Source organism: Streptomyces sp. NBC_00597 (assembly GCF_041431095.1).
Classification (GTDB): domain Bacteria; phylum Actinomycetota; class Actinomycetes; order Streptomycetales; family Streptomycetaceae; genus Streptomyces.
On the sequence record NZ_CP107757.1, the window covers coordinates 776,913 to 800,466 of the forward strand.

Genomic DNA, 23,554 nt, shown 5'->3' on the forward strand with positions numbered 1-23,554 from the left:
CGCCTGAGGGGGGTGGGACGGGGGTGGATGCGGGGGAGGGCCCGCACTGGGCTCGGAGGGTACGGTCTGCCGTGAGGGTCCGGCAGACCCGAGCAGCCCTCCCCACGCATCCGGCTCTTGGGGCCCCTGGTCAGGGCGCTGATTACCGGCGGGCGTACTCACGGAATCCGCGGCCGGTCTTCCGGCCCAGGCAGCCCGCCGCCACCAGGTGCTCCAGCAGCGGGGACGGGGCCAGACCAGGGTCCCGGAACTCCTTGTGGAGGACCTTCTCGATCGCCAGCGAGACGTCCAGGCCGACGACGTCGAGCAGCTCGAACGGCCCCATCGGGTAGCCGCCGCCCAGCTTCATGGCGGCGTCGATGTCGTCGAGGGTGGCGTAGTGCTGCTCGACCATCTTCACGGCGTTGTTCAAGTACGGGAACAGCAGCGCGTTCACGATGAACCCGGCCCGGTCCCCGCAGTCCACCGGGTGCTTGCGCACCTTCGTGCAGATCTCGCGGACCGTGGCGTGCACGTCGTCCGAGGTCAGGACGGTCCGGACCACCTCGACCAGCTTCATCGCCGGCGCCGGGTTGAAGAAGTGCATGCCGATCACGTCCTGCGGACGCGAGGTCACGCGGGCGACCGCGATCACCGGGAGCGAGGAGGTCGTGGTGGCCAGCACCGCGCCCGGCTTGCAGACCTTGTCGAGGGCCGCGAACAGCTCCTGCTTGACCGCCAGGTTCTCGGCGACGGCCTCCACGGCCAGGTCCACGTCGGCGAAGGCGTCCAGCGAGCCGGCCGGAGTGATCCGCTCCAGCGTCTGCGCCGCGTTCTCCTCGGTCAGCTTGCCCTTGGACACCGCACGGCCCAAGGACTTGCCGATCGCGGCCTTCGCGGCGTCCGCCTTCTCCTGGCTGCGGGCGGCGAGCACCACCGCGAACCCGGCCTGCGCGAAGACCTGCGCGATCCCGCTCGCCATGGTCCCGGAGCCGGCCACGCCGACCGAGGTGACCGGACGGCCCTCGCCGAGCCGCGCCCCGTCCAGCGGGGTCTGCGCGTCACGGACGACCGTGGAGCTGCCCGGCTCCACGTACGTGTAGAAGCCGCGGCCGGACTTCTGCCCGGTCAGGCCGGCCTCCGCGAGGTGGCCCAGGATCGGGGCCGGGGCGTGCAGGCGGTCGCCGGAGGAGGCGTACATGGCCTCAAGGACGGTCCGGGCGGTGTCCACGCCGATCAGGTCGAGCAGGGCGAGCGGGCCCATGGGCAGGCCGCAGCCCAGCCGCATCGCCGCGTCGATGTCCTCGCGGGAGGCGTACTTCGACTCGTACATCGCGGCGGCCTGGTTGAGGTAGCCGAACAGCAGGCCGTCCGCGACGAAGCCGGGGCGGTCGCCGACGGAGACGGGCTCCTTGCCGAGCTCGCGGGCCAGCACGGTGACCGCCTCGACGGCCGGCGGGGCCGTCAGGACGCTGGAGACGACCTCGACCAGCTTCATCGCCGGGGCCGGGTTGAAGAAGTGCAGGCCGAGCACGCGCTCGGGGTGCTGGGACTCGGCGGCCAGCCGGGTCACCGACAGGGCGTTGGTGCCGGTGGCCAGGATCGTGTCGGGCCGGACGATCGCGTCGAGCTCGCGGAACAGGCGCTGCTTGAGCTCGTAGTCCTCCGGGACGACCTCGATGACGAGATCGGCGTCGGCGGCGGCGGACAGCTCGGTGAAGGTGCGGAAGCGGGCGAGCACGCCCTCCCGCTCCTGCTCGGTGAGCCGCTCGCGGGTCACCGACCGGGCCGTGGCGGCGGCGAGGGCGGCGGTGGCCCGGCGGGTGGCGGCGTCGCTGATGTCGATGCCGATGACCTCGCGGCCGGCCTGGGCGAGGACCTCGGCGATGCCGGTGCCCATGGTGCCGAGGCCGATGACGGCGATGGTCTGGAGGGTGGACTGACTGGACGTGGACGGAAGGTCCATCGCGGGACTCCAGTGGGAGAGGGTGACGACTGAGGGCTGCGCGCGGCGCACGACGCGGCAGGAGGGCCCGGCCCGGGAAGGGCGGGGCGGAGAACGGCGGACCCTGTCCCGGGGCCACACCGAACGAGAGAGGCGGCCGAGGCGCACGAGGTGCCTGAGCCACACGAGGTACCTGACATGCCTGAGGTACCGAACCGACTGGTACGGGGCGGCTGCGTCACCAGGCCGGCCTCGTACGTTGAAGGGAGCGTAACCCGCCGGTAACTGGCGCGCCAGAGCACGGAGATGTGACCTGTACCGCCCAAATGTACCGATCATCGATCATCGATCAGCCATCTGTGGAAACCCCGCATGGCGTCGTCCGCGCCGCCCTAGGGTGGCCGGGTGAACGACGTGCTGGAGCGCCTGCGAACGGAAGCCGGACCGTCCCCCCGGTACGAGGAACTGCTCGCCGCGGACCCCGACGCCCTGGCCGACTCCCTGACCTCCGCCGGCCTGCCCCTGTGGGCCCGCGAACTGGCCGCGTACCGCCTCGGCCTGGCCGGGGACCGGCGGGCCTTCGAAGCCCTGGTCCTGCTCCTCAACCACCGCGACCCGCCCCGCTGCGCGGCCGCCGCCGAAGCCCTGGCCGTACTGGGCGACCCGCGCACCGCCCGGGCGGCGGCGGCACTCGCCACCAACACCCTGCGCACGGCCTACGCCCTCCAGCCGGTCCGGCTCCTCACGGCCCTGCGCGCCCCCGAATCGGTGCCGGCCCTGATGGCCACGCTGGCCCGGCTGCTGTCCCCGCACGACCCGTACTGGCGGGTGGCCCTGGCCTGCGTCGAGGGCCTGGGCGCCCTCGCCGACCCCCGCTCCCGCGAACTCCTCACCAGCGCCCAGTCCCACCCCCGCCTCGCACGGGCGGCAACCGCCGCGCTGCGCAGGCTGAGCTGAACGCACCCGTACCCCGCCGCCCCCGGCACGGGCCTGGCAGTGCGCTCAGTCGCCCGTCGGGAGGATCGCGAAGGCCTCCACCTCCAGCAGGAGCTCGGGGCGGACGAGGGCGGCGACCTGGACCGCCGAGGACGCCGGCAGCCGGTCGGCGGGGATGACGGCGTCGCGCGCCTGCCGCAGCGCCGGGAGGTGGGCCACGTCCGTGACGAAGTAGGTCAGCTTCACCACGTCGTCGAACGTGGCCCCGGCCGCCGCCAGGCACCGGCCCAGGTTGTCGAACACCTGCCGGGCCTGGGCGGCGGCGTCGCCCTCGCCGACCACCTCGCCCTTCTCGTCGAAGGCGCACTGCCCGGAGACGGCCACGAACCGCCCGGTGCCCCAGACGACGTGGCTGTACTGGGGGCTGGCGGCGACGCCCTCGGGGGCGGAGACGCGCGTGAGGTGGTGGGGGGCGGGCGTGGCCGCAGGCATGGTGGTCATGGCCATGATCCTGCCCGGCGGAGGTCAGCCGCGGAATCCCAGGAGGCCGTGGAGGGCCGTGCCGCCCGCCGACGGGGGGACCGCCCGGGTCGACGTGGTCGGCTTCGGGGCCGGCTGGGCGGCGCAGGTCGCGTCCGAGGCCTCGCCCGTTCGCAGGTACGTCCCCACCTTCTCGTCCAGGCACTTGTTGCCGCTGAGCGAGACCCCGTGGTTGCCGCCGCCCTCCTCGACCACCAGCGCCGCGCCCTTCAGCTTCCCCTTCATGCTCAGCGCTCCCTCGAACGGGGTCGCCGCGTCGTCCGTCGCCTGGAGCAGCAGGGCCGGCGGGAGGTCGGCGTTGGTCACGTCCGGCGCCGCCAGCGGCTCCGTCCGCCAGAACGCGCACGGCGCGTTGTACCAGGCGTTGTTCCAGGTCATGAACGGCGCCTTCGCGTGGGTGCGCCACATGTCCGCGCGCCACTGGTTCCAGTCCTTCGGCCAGGCCGAGTCACGGCATTGCACCGCCGTGTACACGCTGTAGCTGTTGCCCGCGGAGGGCTCCACCGCCCCGAACCGCTCGTACGCCGCCACCAGCGGCTTGGGGTCCGCCTTCGCCGCGTACGCGGAGAAGGCCTCGGCGAGCACCGGCCAGTAGCCGTTGTAGTAGCCGCCCGGCATGTAGGTGTCCTCCAGCTCCGCCGGGCCCACCTTGCCGCCCGCCGGGGTCGCGCGCAGGGAGTCCCGCATCGCGTACCAGCGTTCCTCGACCTCCGCCGGGTCGGTGCCCAGCCCGTACTTCTCGTCGTACTGGGCCACCCATGCCAGGAAGGCCTTGTGCCGGGCGTCGAACGCCTGGTCCTGCGCGAGGTTGTCCTCGTACCAGACCCCGCCCGGGTCGACCACGGAGTCCAGGACGAGGCGGTGCACCCGGTCCGGGTGGAGCTTGGCGTACACCGCGCCCAGGTAGGTCCCGTACGAGTAGCCGAAGTAGCTGAGCTTCGCCGCGCCCAGCGCGCCGCGCAGCACCTCGATGTCGCGGGCGGCCGAGACGGTGCCGATGTACGGGAGCACGTCCGCGTGCTTGGTCTGGCAGGACTCGGCGAAGGACTTCACCCGGTCCAGGTTGGCCTGCTCGGTCTGCGCGTCGAGGGGCACGGAGTCCGGGCGTACCGGGGTGAAGTGGCCGGGCCCGCAGTCCAGGGTGGGCTCGCTCTTGCCGACGCCCCGGGGGTCGAAGCCGATCACGTCGTACTGGGCGGCCACGTCCTTGGGGAGCGCGGACGCGATGTACCCGGCCAGGGTCCGGCCGCTGCCGCCCGGGCCGCCGGGGTTGACCAGCAGCGGGCCCTGGGACGTGGCGGCGGTGTGCGGGACCCTGGTCAGGGCCAGGGAGATCTGCCGGCCGGCCGGGTGGTCGTGGTCGAGCGGGACCTTGAGGGAGGCGCACTGCAGCGTCGGATAGCGCGGCGTCGTGCAGGCGGTCCAGCGCAGCGCGGCGGGCGCGGCGGCCGGGGTCGTACCGGCCGGGGTCGCGGCCGACGGGGCGGCGCCCGCCGGGCTCGTGACGGCGGCGGCCACGGTCGCCGTGGCGATCGACAGCAGGACGACGGCGCGCTTCTTGAAGTGGCCGCGCTTCTTCGCGGGGTGCAGCATGGGGCCTCCCAGCCGAGGGTTCTGGGCGGAATCGTCCCGGAAACCGAGCCCGGAAGACGGGATTGGGCTGCTGATTGGCCCGATGTGATGAGCGTTCAGGGGCCGTACGAGGTCACAGGAGGCTGAGCTGTGTGGGCCCGGCCGCAGCCGGCTCGGCGGGGCGTTCGGGGAGGGGTGTCCTGCGGGCCTCGGCCGGCCGGGCGGGGCCGATGCCGAATTCCGCCGCGAGTTCGTGGACTTGGCGGGTGATCCGGCGCTGGTACCAGGTCGGCGCGTACGAGCCTCCCGCGTACATGCGCTCGTACCGTTCGACCAGGTGGGGGTGGTGGTTGCGCAGCCAGGCCGTGAACCACTCGCGGGCGCCCGGCCGCAGATGGAGTACCAGGGGTGTCACGGAGGTCGCCCCCGACTCGGCGACGGCCCGGACGGTGGCCCGCAGTTGCTCCGGCGAGTCCCCGAGGCAAGTTGCACACCTCCCTAAGTGTCTCTGACGTGCAAATATGACCGCCATGAGCACCCAGACGGACGACACGGGCCACCTCATCGACTTGGTGTGCCGAAAGAGTCAGGCGGTCAAGAGCAAGACCGGCCGCCGCGAAATCTCGGTCAGCGCACAGGAGGCCCGAGGCCGCAAGACGGCCGAACTGCTTGGTCTGACGGTTCGCCACGTATGGCGTGAGGTTGGATCGGCCTCCCGCTTTCGCCGGTCCAAGAAAGTGCCGAAACAGGATCTCGCTCTACAGGCTCTGGAGCGTGGTGAAATCGGGGCCCTGTGGGTCTTTCGTCTGGACCGATGGACCGACGACGGAGCCGGACCCGAAGAGCGCCCCGGTCATGTCCGGGGCTGCGGGCCCGTCCGTCAGATTGTCCCAGCGCATGAGCGCCTCCCTCGGTAGCTCGCCCCGAGAATAGAACAAACGTTCCCATGATCGTGTGGGGCGGAAAGGTGTCGATCGCCGCGGCGGTGCTGTGACAGGTTCCGGCCATGGCGAAGATGCGGATCGTGGTGTGCCTGCCGGGCGGGGCCCGCAACCGGCTGGAGGAGGCGATCGCCGAGGCCATGGCCCCGTTCGAGCTCGACCACAGCCGGGGCGAGGAGCTCGACATCTGGGACGGCTGGTCCGTCCACGGCGGATCCGACGGGGGTGGCTTCCACCTGGCGGCCGGGTACGAGGACGACCCGCGGATCGTGCACGACGTGAGCGGGGACGGCACCCGGGCCCCGAGCCTGCCCGGCACGTGCCCCGGCGGCCCCCGCGAGGCGCTGGCCTTCGCCGGGATCAGGGCCGAGGCCGCCGCCTTCGCCGCCCCGGCCTGGGACCTGTGGCGGGAACCGTCCCGCAGTCACCCGCCGGCACAGCCGCGCGGCGCAGCGTCGACCGGGCCCCGGACCACCCCGGCCGAGCGCGAGGCGGGGCGCCGGGCCGGGGCGGAGGGCCGCGCGGCGTTCGACGCGCAACCCCTGGTCGCCGCCTACCGGGAGGGGGTCGACGCACTGCGCGCCGCGCACCGAGGGCGCCTGCACGGCCGGAGCTTCCTCCACGAGGGCGCCGCCGAGAGCGTCATGCGTCTGGGTCGGGCGGATTTCGCCGCACGGCACGCCTCGCAGCTGCTGGTCGCGAGCAGTGTCCTCACCCTCGACGGGTGGTGGTGCGAGAGCGGCGAGGAGCCCGTACACGGTGCCTGCGGCAGCCGCGCTGCATGCCCGCACGCGCCTCCGCTCACGGAGCCCTCCTGGAGCGCCGCGCACCGGTACTTGGAGGCTCTCCGCGGGGACGCGCTCCTCGTCTTTCTCCGCCGTCACGTCTGACCCGGATTTGGGCGCGTGCCCCGGAGGTGGTTGGCTTGCCGCGACGAGCGGACACAACTGCTGGAGGAACAGCTATGGCGCAGGTCGAGGCCACCACGGAGCGGATCATCGCGGCCGACGCGGAGACGGTGTTCGACGCGCTGGCGGACTACACGGGAACCCGGGGCAAGCTGCTGCCCGAGCACTTCAGCGAGTACGAGGTGCGCGAGGGCGGCGACGGCGAGGGCACCCTCGTCCACTGGAAGCTCCAGGCCACCAGCAAGCGCGTGCGCGACTGCCTGCTGGAGGTCACCGAGCCCACCGACGGCCAGCTCGTGGAGAAGGACCGCAACTCCAGCATGGTGACCACCTGGGTCGTCACCCCGGCCGGCGAGGGCAAGTCCAAGGCCGTGGTCACCACCGTCTGGAACGGCGCCGGCGGCATCGGCGGTTTCTTCGAGCGCACCTTCGCCCCCAAGGGCCTCGGCCGCATCTACGACACCCTGCTGGCCAACCTGGCCGCCGAAGTCGAGGGCTGAGCAAGGTCATTGCCCGGCCGCGGCGTGGGGCGGCTCACCGGATCGGGTGGAGTTTCCGGCCGGACCGAGCCCCCGGCAGCGCCCCCGGCCCGCCCCTCGTCCGCAGCGGCGCGCGGCGGCTGCGCCCGGCGCCGCCTCCGGGGCCGTTTCCCCGGCGCGCCCCTGGCGTGGTCCCCGGCCGGGACGGGCCCGGGCGGCTAGGCTGGGGGCCTGCGTGGACGGTCCGTCCGTGTCGGCCGCGCCGTGCGCAGCCGACCGCCCCGGGGGGCCCGATGAAGATCCTCGTCTCCGCCGACATGGAAGGCGCCACGGGCGTCACCTGGCCCGCCGACGTCCTGCCCGGCACCCCCGAGTGGGAGCGTTGCCGCCACCTGTTCACCTCCGACGTGAACGCGGCCGTGCTCGGCTTCCTCGACGGCGGCGCCGACCGGGTCCTCATCAACGAGGCCCACTGGACCATGCGGAACCTGCTGCTCGAACAGCTCGACGAGCGGGCCGAGATGCTCACCGGCCGCCACAAGTCCCTCAGCATGGTCGAGGGCGTCCAGCACGGCGACGTCGACGGCGTCGCGTTCGTCGGCTACCACACCGGCGCCGGCACGCCCGGCGTCCTCGCCCACACCTACCTCGCCAACTCCATCACCGGGGTCTGGCTGAACGGCGTCCGTGCGAGCGAGGGCCTGCTCAACGCGCATGTCGTCGCCGAGTACGGAGTGCCGGTCGTCCTCGTCACCGGCGACGACCTGACCTGCGTCGACGCCGACGGCTACGCGCCGGACGCGGTCAAGGTCGCCGTCAAGGACCACGTCTCCCGCTACGCCGCGGTCTGCCGCACCCCGGCCCGCACCGCCGCCGACATCCGGGCCGCCGCCAAGGAGGCCACGGCCCTCGCCGTCCGCCGGGAGCCGGTGCGCGGCGGCCCGTACGCCGTGGAGCTGGAGTTCGACGCGGAGCACCTGGCGACGACGGCGACCGTCGTCCCGGGCGTCGAACGCTCCGGGGAACGCAGGGTCGCGTACACAAGCGAGACGATGTACGAGGGGATCCGGGCCTTCAAGGCGGTCACGACGGTCGTCTCGGCGGCCGTGGAGGAGCAGTATGGCTGACATGCCCGCAGTCACCCAGGAGAGCCCCGCCGGGGAGCCCGGATCCGTAGCGGACCCGGTGGACCGGACGGCGCTCGACGAAGCCGTCGAGTTCACCTCCGGCCTGATCCGCATCGACACCACCAACCGCGGCGGCGGCGACTGCCGCGAGCGCCCCGCCGCCGAGTACGTCGCCGAGCGGCTCGCCGCGGCCGGCCTGGAACCGGTCCTCCTCGAACGCACCCCCGGCCGCACCAACGTGGTGGCCCGGATCGAGGGCACCGACCCGGGCGCCGAGGCCCTCCTCGTCCACGGCCACCTCGACGTGGTCCCCGCCGAACCCGCCGACTGGAGCGTGGACCCCTTCTCCGGGGAGGTCCGCGACGGTGTGGTCTGGGGCCGCGGCGCCGTCGACATGAAGAACATGGACGCGATGGTGCTGGCCGTCGTACGGGCCTGGGCGCGCGCGGGGGTCAAGCCCCGCCGGGACGTCGTCATCGCCTACACCGCCGACGAGGAGGACAGCGCGGTCGACGGCTCGGGATTCCTGGCCGACCAGCACCCGCACCTGTTCGACGGCTGCACCGAGGGCCTGAGCGAATCCGGTGCCTTCACGGTGCACAACGGCCCCGGCCAGGCCCTCTACCCGATCGCCGCCGGTGAACGCGGCACCGCCTGGCTCAAGTTGACCGCCCACGGCACGGCCGGGCACGGTTCCAAGCCGAACCGGGCCAATGCCGTCAGCCGACTCGCCGCCGCCGTGGCCCGGATCGGCGAGTACCGGTGGCCCGTCCGGCTCACCGACACGGTCGTCGCCTGCATCACCGAACTCGCCGCCCTCCAGGGCCTGTCGGTCGCCCCCCGCGCCCGCGGATTCGACCTCGACGCGGTCCTCGGCAAGCTCGGCCCGGCCGGCCTCCTCGTGGAGGCGACCGTACGCAACAGCGCCAACCCGACGATGTTCAGCGCCGGTTACAAGCTCAACGTGATTCCGGGGACGGCCACCGCGTACGTGGACGGGCGGGTGCTGCCCGGCGGCGAGGCCGAGTTCATCGCCACGCTCGACGCCCTCACCGGCCCCGACGTCACCTGGGAGTTCCACCACCGCGAGGTGGCCCTCGAAGCCCCCGTGGACGGGCGGACGTACGGGATCCTGCGCGAATCCGTGGAGCGCTTCGACCCCGACGGCCACGTGGTGCCGTTCTGCATGGCGGGCGGCACCGACGCCAAGCAGTTCTCCCGGCTCGGGATCACCGGATACGGCTTCTCCCCGCTGAAGCTGCCCCCGGGCTTCGACTACTGGTCCCTGTTCCACGGCGTGGACGAGCGGGTCCCCGTCGACGCCCTGCACTTCGGGGTGCGCGTCCTCGACCACGCCCTGCGGACCTTGTGAGGGGGAGCCGGTGATGGCGGTGCCGACCGGGCCCTACGGCAGCTGGCCCTCGCCCATCGACGCGGCTGTCGCCGCCTCGCTCGACGGGCGGCCCGAGTACGTCGCCACCGTCGGCCCCGAGGTGTGGTGGACCGAGCCCCGGCCGACCGAGGGTGGCCGCCGCACCTTGGTGCGCAGGCCCGCCGACGGCGGCCCCGAGACCTCGGTGCTGCCCGCCCCGTGGAACGTCCGCAGCCGCGTCACCGAGTACGGGGGCCGGCCCTGGGCCGGCACCGAACGGACCGCGGGCGGACCCCTGGTGGTGTTCGTCCACTTCGCCGACCAGCGGATGTACGCCTTCGAACCAGACGCCCCGGACGGTGCGCCCCCGCGGCCCCTCACCCCCGTCTCCGCGGTCGGAGGTGGACTGCGCTGGGCCGATCCGGTCCTGCGCGGGGACGAAGTCTGGTGCGTCCTGGAGGAGTTCACCGGGCCGGCCCCGACCGACGTGCGCCGGGTGCTGGCCGCCGTACCGTTGGACGGCGCCGCTGCCGGGGACCGCTCCCGCGTACGCGAACTCACCGACGACCGGCACCGGTTCACCACCGGGCCGCGGCTCTCCCCCGACGGGCTGCACGCGGCCTGGCTGGTGTGGGACCACCCCCGGATGCCGTGGGACGGTACCGAGGTGCGGCTCGCCGAGGTCGGGCCCGACGGGAAGCTGAGCGGGGCCCGTACCGTACTGGGCGGCCCCGAGGAGGCCGTGGCCCAGGTGGAGTGGACCCCCCGCGGCGACCTCCTCGCCGTCAGCGACCGCAGCGGCTGGTGGAACCCGTACCGGGTGGACCCGGCGACCGGCGAGGCCGTCAACCTGTGCCCGCGCGAGGAGGAGTTCGGCGGCCCCCTGTGGAAACCCGGGCTGAGCTGGCTGGCCCCGCTGCCCGGCGGGCTCCTGGCCGTCCTGCACGGCCAGGGCTCCTCGGTGCTCGGCGTCCTCGACCCGGAGAGCGGCGACCTGGTGGACGCCGCCGGGCCGTGGACGGCCTGGCAGCCCACCCTCGCCGCGCACGGCACCCGCGTCTACGGGGTCGCGGCCAGCCCGCGCAGCGCCTACGAGGTGGTGGAGCTCGACACCGAGGACGGACACGCCCGCGTGGTCGGCGCGGCCGGGGTGGACCCGGTGGACCCCTCGTACTATCCGGAACCACAGACCCGGACCTTCCTCGGCCAGGGCGGTCGGGAGATCCACGCCCACGTCTACCCGCCGCACCACCCCGCGCGCCGGGCGCCCGCCGACGAACTGCCCCCGTACGTGATCTGGGTGCACGGTGGCCCCACCGACCACGTGCCGCCCGTACTCGACCTGCACATCGCCTACTTCACCTCGCGCGGCATCGGCGTGGCGGAGGTGAACTACGGCGGCTCCAGCGGCTACGGGCGCGCCTACCGGGAGCGGCTGCGCGAGCAGTGGGGCGTCGTCGACGTGGAGGACTGCGCGGCGGTGGCCAGGTCGCTGGCCGCCGAGGGCACCGCGGACCCGGATCGCCTCGCCATCCGGGGCGGCAGCGCGGGCGGCTGGACGGCGGCGGCCTCGCTGGCCGCCGGCGACCTGTACGCCTGCGCCGCGATCATCTACCCCGTCCTGGACCTGCTGGGCTTCGCCGAGGAGACCCACGACCTGGAGTCCCGTTACATCGACGGCCTGGCCGGGCCCCCGCAGACCTTGGCCGTGCGCTGCCGCGAGCGCTCACCGGTCGCCCGCGCCGACCGGATCACCGCCCCCTTCGTACTGCTCCAGGGCCTGGACGACCCGGTCTGCCCGCCGGCCCAGGCGGAGCGCTTCCTGGCGGCCCTGCGGGGGCGCCCGGTGCCGCACGCGTACGTCGCCTTCGAGGGCGAGGGCCACGGGTTCCGGCGTGCGGACACCATGGTCCGGGCGCTGGAGGCGGAACTCTCCCTGTACGCCCAGGTGTTCGGGTTCGACCGGCCGGACGTCCCCCGTCTCGCCCTGGACCCGACCGGGCCCTAGCCGAGGGGCGCTCCCGCAGGTGGCCGAACCGCCGTACACGTAGCCGTGGGAGTACGGCTCGGGTAGGGAACGGTCGTCGGCGGCGGGCAGCGAGGTCCCCTTCAGCCCGATCGGGCCGAGCAGGCGGTCCTGGAACGCGGCGCGTGGCGGAACGCGAGGGCCAGCGCCTCCTGCGGTGTCCACGCCTTCCCCGGGTCGGCGTCCAGCATCATCGCGAGGGCGGGTGCGCTGGTGTAGTCGTACAGCCCGCTGCGCATTTTCAGCAGGTCGGCGAGGGTGATGTGCGTACCGTCCGGAACCCCGGCCACGTAATCGGACACGGATCGCCCAGCTTGATCCTGCCGTCCTGGGCGAGGAGCGTGATGAGCGCCGCCGTCATGGTCTTGGTGTTCGAGGCGATCCGGAATGGTCGCCGGTGCCGGGCGGTTTCGCGGTGCCCAGTTCCGACGTGCCGGTGACCTCCCGGAAGGTGCCCTGCGGGGCAGCAGCAGTACCACCGCGCCGGGGACCATCAGCTTCCTTCGCCGCCCGGTCGACCACGGCCTGGAAGGCGGCCGGCTTGATCGGCTTCAGGGGCGACGGGATGCGGGTGGGGGCGGGCGGGGGCATCGTCGCCGCGGGAGCGGGCGTCGGCGACGGGGCCGCGAGCGCCGCCACGGCCGAGGCGGGCGGCAGAGCGCCGCCCGCGATCAACAGGGCCACGCATGGCGCGAGCAGTGCCGTGCGCCGGTGCGTGGGGTGAGTCGCGCGGGACGCCGTTCGGGAGGTCCGCATGCACTCACCCCAACCCTGTTTCGGGCAGAATCACCCAATTTTAGCAGCGTGACTACGGCTGGGCCGTGTGCAGCCAGACGCGGAGCGGGCCCAGCGGGGTGAAGCCGTGGCGGACGGCGGTGTCCAGGTCGTCCCCGGCTTCGTAGCCGACGACCGGGAGGCCCGGCCACAGGGCCGTGACCAGGGTGAGGGCGCCCGTCCAGGCTTCGTCGTCCGGGGTGCCGTCCGCGGCGAACACGTTGGAGAGGCCGACGACCCCGCCCGTCCGGTTGGCGGCGGCCCCGGCGACGATGCGCCCGTCGGCGTCCCGTCCCGCGAGGAAGGCGATCTCCGGCGTGAGCAGGCCCCCGTGGAACAGGCCGGTGCTCTCCTCACCGTCCCAGGCCGCCTCCCAGGCGTCCAGCTCCCCGGCGCCGTCGACGCGGGTCCAGGCCAGGGCGGAGGCGGCCGGAGCCGGGGCGTCCGCCGGGCGGTGGACCCACTCGGCGCCGAACAGCACCTCGAAGCCCGCCGGGGCCAGGTCGAGCGAGGCGAAGCTGTCCTTCACCGAGCAGCCGGGGGAGTCGGTGTCCATCCCCGCCAACAGTGCGTCCGCCGAGGCGTTGCGGGTCAGGGTCACGCCGTCGGGGTAGTACGGCGGAGTGCGGCGAGCGCTGGTCCACACCGCCGGCGCGAACACGCCGCCGCCACTGACCGCCGCGCACCACGCGGCGTTGTTGCGTACCGCCGCGTGCAGGAGTTCTTCGATGTCCGGGGTGATGATCACGCCGGGAATATTGCCACAACCCCTAGCCTGGGCAGATGCCATATTCCACGTACCTGCGCGAGGGGGAGCACGTCGGACTGCGGCCCTTCCGGCTCGCCGACGGCCCCGAGTTCACCACGCACGTGCACGAGAGCCGGCACCTCCACCACCCCTGGCTGTCCCCGCCGGAGACGATCGAGGAGTACGAGCCGTACGCGACGTCCCTGATCGAGGGCGGGACCCGGGTGGGCTTCCTGGTGTGCGAGCGCGAGACCGGGGCCATCGCCGGCTTCGTCAACATCAACAACATCGTCCACGGCGCCTTCGACTGCGGAGCGCTCGGCTACGGCGCCTTCGCGCACGCCGCCGGGCGGGGGCTGTTCCGGGAGGCGCTTCGGCTCGTCGTGGCGCACGCCTTCGCCCCCGAGAGCGAGGGCGGTCTGGGGCTGCACCGGCTGGAGGCCAACATCCAGCCGGACAACGAGGCCTCCCTGGCCCTGGTCCGCGGGGCCGGCTTCCGACTGGAGGGGCTCTCGCCGGACTTCCTCTTCGTCGACGGGGCGTGGCGCGACCACGAGCGATGGGCGATCACCGTCGAAATGGCGGGTCCCACGGCCGCCGATCGCGCAGGATGAGGAGATGCGAAGCCTGGTCCTCCTCGACGCCCCGTCCAACCTGGGCCTGCGCCCGCCCGCACCCGCCACCGTCCCCGGCGTCTACAAACTGGCGGGCGCCCTGCGCGACCAGGGTCTGCTGAGCCGGCTCGGCGCCCGCGAGGGCGGGGTCGTGGTGCCGCCGCGCTACGACCGCGGCAACTGGCGTGAGGGCGACGGGGTCTTCCACTCCGGCCCGCTCGCCACCTACACCGTCGCCCTCGCCGACCGGATCGAAAAGCACCTGCGCGCCGGGGAGTTCCCGGTCGTCCTCGGCGGGGACTGCTCGATCCAGCTCGGCGCCAGCCTCGCCATGCGCCGCGTGGGACGGTACGGGCTGGCCGCGATCGACGGCTCCGCCGACTTCCGCCACCCCGGCAACGAGGCCGTCAACGGCCCCGTCGGAGCCGCCGCCGGTGAGGAGCTCGCCCTCGCCACCGGCCGCGGCCAGGCCGTCCTCGCCGACCTGGAAGGGCTGGGCCCCTACCTCCGCGACGAGGACGTACGGCTCTTCGGGCTGCGCGACGGCGACGGGGACCTGCCGGAGCTGCGCGCCGCGGGGATCTCCACGGCCACCGTCGGGGACATCCGCGCACGCGGAGCCGCAGCAGTGGCGCGCGCCGCGCTGGACGGACTGCACCCGCCGGACACCGATGGGTTCTGGGTCCACCTGGACGCCGACGTACTGGACCCGGACGTGATGCCCGCGGTCGACAGCCCCGACCCCGGCGGCCTGCTCCCCGGCGAACTCGCCGAGCTGCTCTCCGTATTGGTCGGCTCCCCGCGCTGCGTCGGCCTCAACGTCACGATCTACGACCCGGACCTCGACCCGGACCTGCGGGCCGGGGCGCTGCTCGCCGACCTGGTCGTGGGGGCGTTCGCGTAGCGCTCCGGCCAGGGCTTTGCGCAATCCTGACCGGTGGTGATCCGCGGAACCCCTGTGCACCGGCCGCAGTGGCGTGTTCCATTTCCTGCATGGCCACCACCGTCCGCCGCGCCGTACTGACCCTGCCCGCAGCCCCCTTGGGCCCCGAGAACCCGCTACCCGTCCTGCGCGCCCCCGCCGACGTGCACACCCTGGACGAGCGCACGCGGGAGGAACTCCCGCGCGACATGGCCCGGCAGATCGGGTACGAGCCGCTGCGCTCGCTGCTGCCCGTCCGGCTGCTGGACGGATACCAGCGGCGCAGGCGTGAAGGCGAGTTCGAGGCCGTCGTCATCGAGAACGCACACCTGCGCGTCACCGTGCTGCCCGGGCTCGGCGGCCGGGTCCACTCCCTCGTGCACCTGCCCACCGGCCGTGAACTGCTCTACCGCAACCCGGTGTTCCAGCCCGCCAACTTCGCCCTCAACGGCGCCTGGTTCTCCGGCGGCATCGAGTGGAACATCGGTGCCACCGGCCACACCACCCTCTCCTGCGCGCCGCTGCACGCGGCGCTCGTACCGGCGCCGGACGGGGGCGTGATGGTCCGCCTCTGGGAATGGGAGCGGCTGCGCGACCTCCCGTTCCAGGTGGACCTGTGGCTGCCCGACGACTCGGAGTTCCTCTACGTCGGCGTCCGCGTCCGCAACCCGCACGAACGCCCCGCCCCCGTGTACTGGTGGTCCAACACCGCCGTACCGGAGAACCCGGGCACGCGGGTGCTCGCCCCCGCCGACGAGGCCTGGCACTTCGGGTACGAGCGCGCGCTGCGCCGCATCCCCGTACCGCAGTGGGAGGGCGAGGACCGCACCTACCCGCTGCGCAGCACCTACCCGGCCGACTTCTTCTACGAGGTCGCGGACGGGGCCCGGCCTTGGATCGCCTCGCTGGACGCCGAGGGGCACGGGCTCGTCCAGACGTCCACGGCCCAGCTGCGCGGGCGCAAGCTGTTCGTCTGGGGTGCGGGGGAGGGCGGCCGGCGCTGGCAGGAATGGCTGACCGAGCCGGGGACGGGCGGCTACGCCGAGATCCAGGCGGGCCTCGCCCGTACCCAGCTGGAGCACGTACGGCTGGAGGCCGGGGCGGAGTTCAGCTGGTTGGAGGCGTACGGGCCCCTGTCCGTGGACCCGGCGCCGGTGCACGGCCCCGACTGGCGGGCGGCCCGGTCCGCCGCACAGACGGCCCTGGCCGCCGCCCTGCCCCCGGAGCGGGTCGAAGAGGCGTACGAGGCATGGCGCGGCTGCGCCGACACCGAGCCGGGGGAACGGCTGGCCGCCGGCTCGGGATGGGGTGCACTGGAGGTGCTGTGCGCCGGGCACGAGCTGCCCGGCACCCCCTTCCCGGAATCGGGGCTCGGCGACGCCCAGGCGCCCTGGCTGGAACTGTGGCGCACCGGGGTCTTCCCAGCCCCGCGGCGGGTGACGCCGCCCGGGCCCAGCCTGGTCGCCCCGCACTGGCGGGACATGCTGGAGACGGCCCAGGCCGATCCGCTGACCGAGTTCCACCTGGGCGTGGCCCAGTGGCATGCGGGCGATGTGGCGCAGGCGGTGCGCAGCTGGGAGCGAGGCCTGGCGCTCGCCCCCTCGCGGTGGCCGCTGCTGCGCTGCCTGGCGGTGGCGGACGTGGTGGCCGGTGACCCGGCGAGGGCGGCGCAGCGGTTCGCCGAGGCCTTCGAAGACCTGGCCGAGGAGAGCCGGGGCGGCGAGCCGTGGACGGCCGCCGAGTCGGCGCTGGGGCGGGAGGCGATGACGACCCTGCTGGCCGCCGGACGGTTGCCGGCGGCGCGGGCGGTGTGGGACCGGCTGCGGCCGTCGCTCCGCGAGGAGGGCCGGTTCCGCCTGCTGGCCGCGCGGCTGCTGGCGGCGGAGGGCCATGTGGGCGCCGCCCGCAGGGTGTTCGAGGAGGGCTTCGAACTGCCCGACCTCCGTGAGGGTGACGAGATCCTCTCGGAGGTCTGGGCCCGCGTGACGGACCGCCCGCTGCCCCCCTCGTACGACTTCCGCATGCGCCCGCCGACATAGGGCGCGGTTTCCCCGCCGGATCGGCCGACCCGGATCGGGCGGCGGATCCGGACTGACGGTTCGGGCTGACGGGTGGGGCTGACGGGTGGGGCTGCCCGGGTCAGGCCCTGGCCAGGATTTCGCCGTTCAGGACCGAGAACCAGGCGTCCGGGGCCGCGCCCCAGCGGTGCCAGGCGTCCGCGATGGCGGCCAGCCCGGCCGGGGTCGCATGACCGGCGTCCGTCGCGATGGTCGCGTACGCCGAGGCCGTCGTGCGGTCGGCCCACAGGGCGGACCACCATGCGGTCTCCTCCGGGGTGGCGTAGCACCAGGCCGTCGCCGACGGGGTCACCCGAGTGAAGCCCGCCGCCTTCGCCCAGGACAGCAGGCGGCGCCCGGCGTCGGGTTCGCCGCCGTTCGCGCGGGCCACCCGGCGGTACAGGCTCAGCCACTCGTCCAGGACCGGCTCCTGCGGGTACCAGGTCATCGCCGCGTAGTCCGCGTCCCGGGCGGCCACGATCCCGCCCGGCCGGCACACGCGCCGCATCTCGCGCAGCGCCCGCACCGGGTCGCCCACGTGCTGGAGCACCTGGTGGGCGTGGACCACGTCGAAGGAGTCGTCCGGGAAGTCCAGTGCGTGGACGTCCGCGGTGGCGAAGGTGACCGCCCCGTCCAGGCCCCGCCCCCGCACGTGCTCCGCGGCCTGCTCCAGCACGTCCTGCGCCGCGTCGACCGCCGTCACCCGGCCGCCCGGCGCCACCAGTTCCGCCAGGTCCGCCGTGATCGTGCCCGGCCCGCAGCCCACGTCCAGGACCGACATCCCCGGCCGCAGCTCGCCGATCAGGTAGGCCGCGGAGTTCGCGGCGGTGCGCCAGCGGTGCGAGCGCAGCACGGATTCGTGGTGCCCGTGCGTGTAGACAGCCTTTTCCTCGGCGCTCATGGCCCGACTCCTCCTCGTCGTTGAAGCGTTGTGATCACCGTAGGGGATGAGTTCGGGATATGAGATATGTGTTTTGATATGTGGACAGCATCCTTGCAACGCAAGGGAACTGCCCGGGTCAGTGGCAGGTCGAGGTGGGGGCGAGGACAGTGGGCTGCAGAGGCCGGCACCCTGGCGGAGGACGGTGAGAGCCATGCCGGACACGCTGCTCGAACGGCACGCCGAGGCCCTGCGGTTCTTCGGCGAGCGGGTACGCGCCGTCCAGGAGGACCAGTGGGGCGCCCCGACCCCCTGTACGCAATGGTCCGTGCGCGACCTGGTCAACCACGTCACCGGCGAACTGCTCTGGATCCCGCCGATGGTCACCGAGGGTCGCACCGTCGAGGAGATCGGCGACGCGTTCTCCGGCGACGTGCTCGGCCGGGACCCGGCAGGCGCCTGGGAGCGGGCAGCGGCCGGCGCCCGGGCCGCCTTCACTGTTCCTGGGGCGCTGGACCGCACGGTGCGGCTCTCGTACGGGCCCGCACTGGGCCGGGCGTACTGCGCCGAGCAGACCGCCGACTGCGTCGTGCACGCCTGGGACCTCGCGCGCGGCATCGGCGCCGACGACCGGATCCCCGACGGTCTCGTCGAGTTCGCCCTCAAGGAGGTCATGCCGTACGCCGACGGGCTCGCGGCCAGCGGAATGTTCGCCGCGCCGCTGGACGTGCCGGCGGGCGCGGACGCCCAGACCCGACTGCTGGCCCTGGTGGGCCGGCAGGGCTGAGGCCCCGGGCCCCCGCGGTCGAGAGCCCGGCGGTCGAGGCGAGAACAGGCGCACCACGGCAAATAACCGTATAAAGGGCATGTTCGTAAGGGTGCAGCCGGAAGGGTGCATCCGGAAGGGCGCAGTTCAGAAGGGTGCAGTCGGAGGTGCAGTCGGCAGGGTGCGGCCGCAAGGGCGTGGCCGGACGGCGGCAGGTGCGGACCGCGGAAGGCGGGGCGAGGTGTCGGGGATGCAGCGCACGGCGGAGGGCCGAGGTCCGGTCCGGTACGGACCGCCCGCGCCCGAACCCGGCCTGCCCGTGCTCCCCGAACTCACCGCCGTCGTCGCTGCCGCCGCCGAACGGTCCGCGCCCGAACCCCCCGGCGGCGGTCAGCCCGTGCGCGAGGCCGCCTGCCGGCACTGGGGGAGGCGCGGGATGCCCACCGAGCCGGAGAACGTGGCCGCCGGGCCCGGCGCGCCCGCGCTGCTGCTGGCACTGCTCGGCGCGTTCGGGGGCGACGTGCTGCTACCCAGGCCCTGTCCCGCTTGGTGGACACCACAGGTCCGACTGTTGGGACGACGGGCCTACCACGTGCCGACGCCCGCCGAATGCGGCGGCATCCCGGACCCGTACGCCCTGCTGGAGACCGTACGGCGGGTGCGCGCAGAGGGCGGCGACCCTCGCGTGCTCATCCTCTCGGTCGCCGACGACCCGACGGCGACCGTGCCCCCGCCCGAACTGCTGCGCGAGGCCTGCGAGGCGGCCGGGGACGCCGGGCTGTTCGTCGTCAGCGACGAGAGCTGGCGCGACACCGTCCACCGGCCGCACGACACGCTCGTCCTGAGCCCGGCCGAGATGCTGCCCGACCAGGCCGCCGTACTGCTCGACCTGTCCGGCGCGCTGTTGCCCGCCGGATGGCCCGCCGCCGTGGTCCGCTTCCCCGGCACGCCGCGCGGCACCTGGCTGCGGGCCCGCACCCTCGACGTCCTCACCGCGACCGGCGCCACGGTCGCGGGCCCGGTCGCCGCGGCCGCCTCGCACGCGCTCGACGAACCCGACGCCGTCACCGCCCGCGCCCACGCGGCGGCCACACTGCACGGGGTGATCGCCGCCGCCGCCCACCGCGAGCTGCTGGCCGTCGGGGCCCTCGCCCGGCCGCCCCAGGCCGGCCGCCACCTGTACGCCGACCTGGGCCCGCTGCGCGCCGGGCTGGCCCGGCAGGGGGTCCGCGACGCGATGGAACTGGAGGACTACCTCGGCAGCCGGCTCGGTGCGCCCACCCCCGGCGGACAGCGCTTCGCGGACGAACTGGGCGCGCTGCGGGTCCGCCTGTCGACCGGCCCGCTGCTGGGCGCCACCCCGCAGGAGCGGCTCGCCGCGCTGACCGTACGCGACCCCCTCGTGCTCCCGCACGTACGGCGCTCCCTGGACCGCCTCGGATCGGTCCTGGCCGGACTGACCTCCTGACGGCAACCCGCCGAGCGGTGAACGGAGAGTTCTAGATGAGGGACCAGACGGACACCCCGCCGGCCGGGACCCGGCCGGACGCCCCCGCCTCCCCCCTCGCTCCCCGGCCCCCGGCACCGGTTTCCGTTCCGGCGGCCCCCGGCCCGGGCTTCGGCCGTGCGGGGGCCGCCCCGGTGACTCCCGCCCCCGGGGGCACCCCACCGGCTCCGGCCGCGCCGCGACCCGTGGGGGAGGTGCGGAGCTGGCCGCGGTCCTTCGCCGACCGGCTGACCACCCCGCTGCCCGGCATCCGCGCCTACGCCCGGCTCGCCCGCGAGGGCGCCTTCCGACCCGGCCCCGACGGGCTGCGCGGCATCCCCGACCTGCCCTACGCCCCGGCCCCGCTGCCCGCGGCCGGCCCCGGCACCCTCTGCGCCACCTGGGCGGGCCACGCCAGTTGGGTCCTGCGGATCGGCGGGCTGACCGTACTGACCGACCCCGTCTGGTCCCGGCGCATCATCGGCACCCCCGCCCGGATGACCCCCGTCGGCGTGCGCTGGGAGGAGCTGCCGCCCGTCGACGCGGTGGTGATCAGCCACAACCACTACGACCACCTCGACGCCCCCACCCTCAAGCGGCTCCCCCGGCACACCCCGCTCTTCGTCCCGGCCGGCCTGGCCCGCTGGTGCCGGCGCCGCGGCTTCACCCGGGTCACCGAGCTCGACTGGTGGGAGTCCGCGGAACTGGGCGGCGTACGCTTCGACTTCGTCCCGGCACACCACTGGTCCAAGCGGTCGCTGATCGACACCTGCCGGACCCTGTGGGGCGGCTGGGTGCTCACCGACACGCGGGCCGTGACGCCGAGGAAGGTGTACTTCGCGGGCGACACCGGGTACGGGCACTGGTTCGGCGAGATCGGCCGCCGCCATCCGGGCATCGAGCTGGCCATGCTGCCGATCGGGGCGTACGCGCCGAGGTGGTGGCTCAGCGACGTCCACGCCGATCCGGAGGAGGCGGTCCGGGCCTGCCTCGACGTGGGGGCGCGGCGGATGGCGCCCATGCACTGGGGCACGTTCGTGCTGTCCGCGGAGCCGGTGATGGAGCCGCTGCACCGGGTGCGGGCGGCATGGGCCCGGGCCGGTCTGCCCCGGGACGACCTGTGGGACCTCACGATCGGCGGCTCCCGAGCGTGGTAGCCCACTCCCTCCGGGGGCGGCGTGTGGCCTGGCACCGTCCCGGGGGCTCCACCCCCGCCCCCGCGCCTCAATCGCCGGCGGGGCTGTATGGGTGGGCTCGGCTCAGGGGCCTCGTGCCTCGATCGGCGGCGGGGCTGCATGGGGGGGCTCCGCCCCGGGCTCCCCGCCTCGATCGGCGGCGGGGCCGTACGGGGGGCTTCGCCCCCGGGGCCCGTGCCTCGGTTGCCGGTGGGGCTGTAGGTGGGCTCCGTCCTGGGCCTCGTGCCTTGGTCGGCGGTGGGGCTGGGGGCTTCGCCCCGGGCTCCGGGCCTTGGGTGCCGGTGGGCTGTAGGCGGGGGCTCGGCTCCGGGCCTTGGTTGACGGTGGGGCCGGTGTCAGTGGGGTTTGAGGCGGCGCCACAGGGTGGGGGCCCCGCTGATCAGGAGGGTCAGGGCCACCGCCAGGGCCACGCCCTTCCACGGCTCCGAGAACAGGGAGCCGCCCAGGATGCCGATCAGGCCGTAAGTCGCCGCCCAGGCGAGACAGGCCGGGGCGTCGCCGCGGGCGAACCGGCGCAGCGGGAGCCGGGCCAGGAGGCAAGCCAGCATCACCGGGATCCTGCCCGCCGGCACCAGCCGGGAGAGCACCAGGACCAGGACCCCGTGCTCGTCCAGCTTGACCTGTGCCCGGGCGAGCCGTTCGGGTGTGGCCCGGCCGCGCAGGGCCTCCAGCCACCGCGAGCCGTTGCGCGACCGCACGCCGCGCTGCCCCAGCCAGTACAGCGCCAGGTCCCCGACGAACGCCGCCACCGCCGCCACCACGAACACCAGCAAGAGGCCGAAGGGCAGTGACTGGTGGAACGCCACCACCGCCGCCGTGCTCACGAGTGCCCCCGTCGGGATCACGGGCACCAGCGCCCCCAGCGCCACCAGCAGGAACAGCGCCGGGTAGCCCACCGCCTGCCGAGTCGTCTCCGGCGGCACCTGGCCGACCACCACCGCCGCAGCCGCCACCGCCGGCCCGCGCCACGTCACGGCAGCCGCACCCGTTCGCCGTGGTCCGGCAGCCGTACCGTCACCTTCGGAGCCAGCTGCCGGGCCTGCCGTACGAACTCCTCGCCCGGCGCATGGAATTCGTGCGGCCGCACCGCGTCCATCCCGATGGGCCAGTACGTTCCGTAGTGCACCGGCACCGCCGCCGCCGGCGCCAGCGCGGCCAACGCTCGCGCCGCCCGCCCCGCGTCCAGGTGCCCCGGCCCCAGGTACGGGCCCCAGCCGCCGACCGGGAGCAGCGCCACGTCCACCGGCCCGACCTCCTCGGCCATCGTGTCGAACAGCCCGGTGTCCCCGGCGAAGTACGTCCGTGCCGAGCCGTGGACCACGTACCCGAGCGCCGGCGCCAGGTGCGGCCCGAACGGCAGCCGCCGCCCGTCGTGGCACGCCCGGACCGCCCGGACCCGTACGCCGGACCGGACGCCCACCTCGTCGCCCGGCGCCACCTCGGTGACCGCCAGCCGGCGCACCTGCGCGACCCGTGCGAGCCCCGGCACGGCCAGGCGCGCCCCGGCCGGCACCAGCAGCCGGGTCCCGCGTGCCAGCCGGGCCAGCGACGGCAGGTGCAGGTGGTCGGCGTGCAGGTGCGACACCAGCACCACGTCCGCCTCGGCCGCCTCCGGCGGGGGCAGCGCTCCGCGCCGCCGACGCAGGTGCGCGAGCCGCCGGGCGAACAGCGGATCGGTCAGCAGCCGCACCCCGGATTCCTCGACCGTGCAGGTGGCATGGCCCCACCAGGTGATCTCCACCGGCATCCGGCCTTCCCGTCGCCGTCGCGTCCCCGGACCCTCGAAGCCTAATCCTGCCCCGTCGGTGCGCCCCGAACCGAAGCCCGCAGCCCCCTCCTCCCGGGCGGCGGATCGGAGTAGGGTCGGGCGGCATGGATGACCTGCGCGTGGCCGCGATCGCCAGCCTGGCCCCGCTCGAAGACCTCGATACCGACCCCTTCGCCGTCGACACCCGGAGCCAGCACGCCATGTGCGCCCGCTGGGCCGCCGACCACGGCTACGTGGTGACGAAGGAACTGCTGTTCTACGGACTGCGCGCCGACCACTGCGGGCTCTGGTGCGACGTCGACGCCGGACAGGTCGACCTGTTCGTCGCCCCCAACCGTCGGGTACTGGCCCGCGCGCTGCGCTCCGTCGAGGAGTTCACCGCCGAGTGCCGGCGGCGCGGTGTCCGACTGGAGACCGCCGGGCTCGCCGAGCCGCAGTACACCTCCGCCATGAAGGCCGAGGTGCACCGCCGCCTGTCCATGCCGACCGCCGGCTACGACGGCACGTAACACCGCAGC

At 74.3% G+C, this 23,554-nt stretch carries 24 protein-coding genes and 1 pseudogene; 13 read left to right on the forward strand and 12 right to left on the reverse strand.

All coding sequences use genetic code 11. The annotated features are described in order from the left end of the window. Positions 1-142: 142 nt before the first annotated feature. Complete coding sequence (locus OG974_RS03195) at positions 143-1,945, reverse strand: 3-hydroxybutyryl-CoA dehydrogenase (protein ID WP_327279420.1); 1,803 nt, start codon at positions 1,943-1,945, stop codon at positions 143-145. A gap of 384 nt (positions 1,946-2,329) precedes the next feature. Between OG974_RS03195 and OG974_RS03200 the strand changes: the two genes are divergently transcribed. Then, on the forward strand, positions 2,330-2,881 hold the full coding sequence (locus OG974_RS03200) for an adenylosuccinate lyase (protein ID WP_327279421.1): 552 nt from the start codon (positions 2,330-2,332) through the stop codon (positions 2,879-2,881). 45 nt (positions 2,882-2,926) lie between these two features. On the opposite strand, the gene OG974_RS03205 is transcribed toward OG974_RS03200, so the two are convergent. From OG974_RS03205 to OG974_RS03220, 4 genes and pseudogenes are all read right to left on the reverse strand, one after another. Next, a complete protein-coding gene (locus OG974_RS03205; protein WP_327279422.1) occupies positions 2,927-3,361 on the reverse strand; it encodes a RidA family protein in 435 nt (144 codons plus the stop codon). 24 nt (positions 3,362-3,385) lie between these two features. Next, positions 3,386-4,993 carry an alpha/beta hydrolase gene (locus tag OG974_RS03210; protein ID WP_328764252.1) on the reverse strand — a complete coding sequence of 536 codons (1,608 nt, stop codon included), beginning with the start codon at positions 4,991-4,993 and terminating at the stop codon, positions 3,386-3,388. Positions 4,994-5,105: 112 nt separating this feature from the next. Beyond that, positions 5,106-5,453, reverse strand: a pseudogene (locus tag OG974_RS03215) (radical SAM protein); the annotation flags it as partial. A 277-nt stretch (positions 5,454-5,730) separates the two neighbouring features. Further along, a complete protein-coding gene (locus OG974_RS03220) occupies positions 5,731-5,871 on the reverse strand; it encodes a hypothetical protein (protein WP_327279424.1) in 141 nt (46 codons plus the stop codon). Between the two features lie 107 nt (positions 5,872-5,978). On the opposite strand from OG974_RS03220, the gene OG974_RS03225 reads away from it, so the two are divergent. The 5 genes from OG974_RS03225 to OG974_RS03245 all read left to right on the forward strand — a co-directional run bounded on the left by OG974_RS03225 (position 5,979) and on the right by OG974_RS03245 (position 11,807). After that, a complete protein-coding gene (locus tag OG974_RS03225) occupies positions 5,979-6,803 on the forward strand; it encodes a hypothetical protein (RefSeq protein ID WP_327279425.1) in 825 nt (274 codons plus the stop codon). Positions 6,804-6,877: 74 nt separating this feature from the next. Further along, entirely contained in the window at positions 6,878-7,321 is a 444-nt protein-coding gene (locus OG974_RS03230) for an SRPBCC family protein (protein WP_327279426.1), read from the forward strand. A 272-nt stretch (positions 7,322-7,593) separates the two neighbouring features. Continuing rightward, positions 7,594-8,427, forward strand: coding sequence for a M55 family metallopeptidase (locus OG974_RS03235; protein WP_328764254.1), 834 nt, complete (start codon positions 7,594-7,596; stop codon positions 8,425-8,427). 1 nt (position 8,428) lies between these two features. Then, complete coding sequence (locus OG974_RS03240) at positions 8,429-9,799, forward strand: M20/M25/M40 family metallo-hydrolase (protein WP_327279428.1); 1,371 nt, start codon at positions 8,429-8,431, stop codon at positions 9,797-9,799. Positions 9,800-9,812: 13 nt separating this feature from the next. After that, positions 9,813-11,807, forward strand: coding sequence for a prolyl oligopeptidase family serine peptidase (locus OG974_RS03245; protein WP_327279429.1), 1,995 nt, complete (start codon positions 9,813-9,815; stop codon positions 11,805-11,807). Between the two features lie 101 nt (positions 11,808-11,908). Here the strand turns inward: OG974_RS03245 and OG974_RS03250 are convergent, their stop codons facing one another. From OG974_RS03250 to OG974_RS03265, 4 genes are read right to left on the reverse strand one after another with little or no spacing between them, the layout of a single operon-like run. Beyond that, positions 11,909-12,127, reverse strand: a complete 219-nt coding sequence (locus tag OG974_RS03250) for a hypothetical protein (RefSeq protein ID WP_328764257.1) — start codon at positions 12,125-12,127, stop codon at positions 11,909-11,911. After that, positions 12,067-12,207: a hypothetical protein gene (locus tag OG974_RS03255; RefSeq protein WP_371646713.1), complete on the reverse strand. Its 141-nt coding sequence runs from the start codon at positions 12,205-12,207 to the stop codon at positions 12,067-12,069. The genes OG974_RS03250 and OG974_RS03255 overlap by 61 nt, the downstream gene beginning before the upstream one ends. Next, positions 12,183-12,581 carry a hypothetical protein gene (locus OG974_RS03260; RefSeq protein ID WP_327279431.1) on the reverse strand — a complete coding sequence of 133 codons (399 nt, stop codon included), beginning with the start codon at positions 12,579-12,581 and terminating at the stop codon, positions 12,183-12,185. The genes OG974_RS03255 and OG974_RS03260 overlap by 25 nt, the downstream gene beginning before the upstream one ends. A gap of 52 nt (positions 12,582-12,633) precedes the next feature. After that, on the reverse strand, positions 12,634-13,347 hold the full coding sequence (locus OG974_RS03265) for a hypothetical protein (protein ID WP_327279432.1): 714 nt from the start codon (positions 13,345-13,347) through the stop codon (positions 12,634-12,636). Between the two features lie 35 nt (positions 13,348-13,382). Between OG974_RS03265 and OG974_RS03270 the strand changes: the two genes are divergently transcribed. From OG974_RS03270 to OG974_RS03280, 3 genes are all read left to right on the forward strand, one after another. Next, the gene (locus OG974_RS03270; RefSeq protein ID WP_327279433.1) at positions 13,383-13,961 is read left to right on the forward strand and encodes a GNAT family protein; all 579 of its coding nucleotides are present in this window, start codon (positions 13,383-13,385) and stop codon (positions 13,959-13,961) included. A 4-nt stretch (positions 13,962-13,965) separates the two neighbouring features. Then, complete coding sequence (locus tag OG974_RS03275; RefSeq protein WP_327279434.1) at positions 13,966-14,865, forward strand: arginase family protein; 900 nt, start codon at positions 13,966-13,968, stop codon at positions 14,863-14,865. A gap of 89 nt (positions 14,866-14,954) precedes the next feature. Next, complete coding sequence (locus tag OG974_RS03280; protein WP_328764259.1) at positions 14,955-16,922, forward strand: DUF5107 domain-containing protein; 1,968 nt, start codon at positions 14,955-14,957, stop codon at positions 16,920-16,922. A gap of 100 nt (positions 16,923-17,022) precedes the next feature. Here the strand turns inward: OG974_RS03280 and OG974_RS03285 are convergent, their stop codons facing one another. Beyond that, positions 17,023-17,841 carry a methyltransferase domain-containing protein gene (locus tag OG974_RS03285; protein WP_327279436.1) on the reverse strand — a complete coding sequence of 273 codons (819 nt, stop codon included), beginning with the start codon at positions 17,839-17,841 and terminating at the stop codon, positions 17,023-17,025. Between the two features lie 193 nt (positions 17,842-18,034). Here OG974_RS03285 and OG974_RS03290 point away from each other — a divergent pair, with 193 nt between their 5' ends. The 3 genes from OG974_RS03290 to OG974_RS03300 all read left to right on the forward strand — a co-directional run bounded on the left by OG974_RS03290 (position 18,035) and on the right by OG974_RS03300 (position 21,229). Continuing rightward, positions 18,035-18,607 carry a TIGR03086 family metal-binding protein gene (locus OG974_RS03290; RefSeq protein ID WP_329315083.1) on the forward strand — a complete coding sequence of 191 codons (573 nt, stop codon included), beginning with the start codon at positions 18,035-18,037 and terminating at the stop codon, positions 18,605-18,607. A 229-nt stretch (positions 18,608-18,836) separates the two neighbouring features. Next, complete coding sequence (locus OG974_RS03295; RefSeq protein WP_328764262.1) at positions 18,837-20,054, forward strand: aminotransferase class I/II-fold pyridoxal phosphate-dependent enzyme; 1,218 nt, start codon at positions 18,837-18,839, stop codon at positions 20,052-20,054. Positions 20,055-20,089: 35 nt separating this feature from the next. After that, positions 20,090-21,229, forward strand: coding sequence for an MBL fold metallo-hydrolase (locus OG974_RS03300; RefSeq protein ID WP_327279439.1), 1,140 nt, complete (start codon positions 20,090-20,092; stop codon positions 21,227-21,229). A gap of 374 nt (positions 21,230-21,603) precedes the next feature. Here OG974_RS03300 and OG974_RS03305 read toward each other — a convergent pair whose 3' ends face one another. Continuing rightward, the gene (locus tag OG974_RS03305; RefSeq protein ID WP_327279440.1) at positions 21,604-22,242 is read right to left on the reverse strand and encodes a VTT domain-containing protein; all 639 of its coding nucleotides are present in this window, start codon (positions 22,240-22,242) and stop codon (positions 21,604-21,606) included. Continuing rightward, positions 22,239-23,015, reverse strand: coding sequence for an MBL fold metallo-hydrolase (locus OG974_RS03310; RefSeq protein ID WP_327279441.1), 777 nt, complete (start codon positions 23,013-23,015; stop codon positions 22,239-22,241). Before OG974_RS03310 ends, OG974_RS03305 begins: the two co-directional genes overlap by 4 nt. 125 nt (positions 23,016-23,140) lie before the next feature. Between OG974_RS03310 and OG974_RS03315 the strand changes: the two genes are divergently transcribed. Then, entirely contained in the window at positions 23,141-23,545 is a 405-nt protein-coding gene (locus OG974_RS03315) for a hypothetical protein (protein WP_327279442.1), read from the forward strand. Positions 23,546-23,554 lie beyond the last annotated feature (9 nt).

Bases quoted from the DNA above. Each gene is read 5' to 3' on its own strand.
- OG974_RS03195 (WP_327279420.1), bottom strand. From the start codon at position 1,945: ATGGACCTTCCGTCCACGTCCAGTCAGTCCACCCTCCAGACCATCGCC.
- OG974_RS03205 (WP_327279422.1), bottom strand. From the start codon at position 3,361: ATGACCACCATGCCTGCGGCCACGCCCGCCCCCCACCACCTCACGCGC.
- OG974_RS03210 (WP_328764252.1), bottom strand. From the start codon at position 4,993: ATGCTGCACCCCGCGAAGAAGCGCGGCCACTTCAAGAAGCGCGCCGTC.
- OG974_RS03220 (WP_327279424.1), bottom strand. From the start codon at position 5,871: ATGCGCTGGGACAATCTGACGGACGGGCCCGCAGCCCCGGACATGACC.
- OG974_RS03225 (WP_327279425.1), top strand. From the start codon at position 5,979: ATGGCGAAGATGCGGATCGTGGTGTGCCTGCCGGGCGGGGCCCGCAAC.
- OG974_RS03230 (WP_327279426.1), top strand. From the start codon at position 6,878: ATGGCGCAGGTCGAGGCCACCACGGAGCGGATCATCGCGGCCGACGCG.
- OG974_RS03235 (WP_328764254.1), top strand. From the start codon at position 7,594: ATGAAGATCCTCGTCTCCGCCGACATGGAAGGCGCCACGGGCGTCACC.
- OG974_RS03240 (WP_327279428.1), top strand. From the start codon at position 8,429: ATGCCCGCAGTCACCCAGGAGAGCCCCGCCGGGGAGCCCGGATCCGTA.
- OG974_RS03245 (WP_327279429.1), top strand. From the start codon at position 9,813: ATGGCGGTGCCGACCGGGCCCTACGGCAGCTGGCCCTCGCCCATCGAC.
- OG974_RS03260 (WP_327279431.1), bottom strand. From the start codon at position 12,581: ATGCGGACCTCCCGAACGGCGTCCCGCGCGACTCACCCCACGCACCGG.
- OG974_RS03270 (WP_327279433.1), top strand. From the start codon at position 13,383: ATGCCATATTCCACGTACCTGCGCGAGGGGGAGCACGTCGGACTGCGG.
- OG974_RS03275 (WP_327279434.1), top strand. From the start codon at position 13,966: ATGCGAAGCCTGGTCCTCCTCGACGCCCCGTCCAACCTGGGCCTGCGC.
- OG974_RS03280 (WP_328764259.1), top strand. From the start codon at position 14,955: ATGGCCACCACCGTCCGCCGCGCCGTACTGACCCTGCCCGCAGCCCCC.
- OG974_RS03285 (WP_327279436.1), bottom strand. From the start codon at position 17,841: ATGAGCGCCGAGGAAAAGGCTGTCTACACGCACGGGCACCACGAATCC.
- OG974_RS03290 (WP_329315083.1), top strand. From the start codon at position 18,035: ATGCCGGACACGCTGCTCGAACGGCACGCCGAGGCCCTGCGGTTCTTC.
- OG974_RS03295 (WP_328764262.1), top strand. From the start codon at position 18,837: ATGCAGCGCACGGCGGAGGGCCGAGGTCCGGTCCGGTACGGACCGCCC.
- OG974_RS03300 (WP_327279439.1), top strand. From the start codon at position 20,090: ATGAGGGACCAGACGGACACCCCGCCGGCCGGGACCCGGCCGGACGCC.
- OG974_RS03310 (WP_327279441.1), bottom strand. From the start codon at position 23,015: ATGCCGGTGGAGATCACCTGGTGGGGCCATGCCACCTGCACGGTCGAG.
- OG974_RS03315 (WP_327279442.1), top strand. From the start codon at position 23,141: ATGGATGACCTGCGCGTGGCCGCGATCGCCAGCCTGGCCCCGCTCGAA.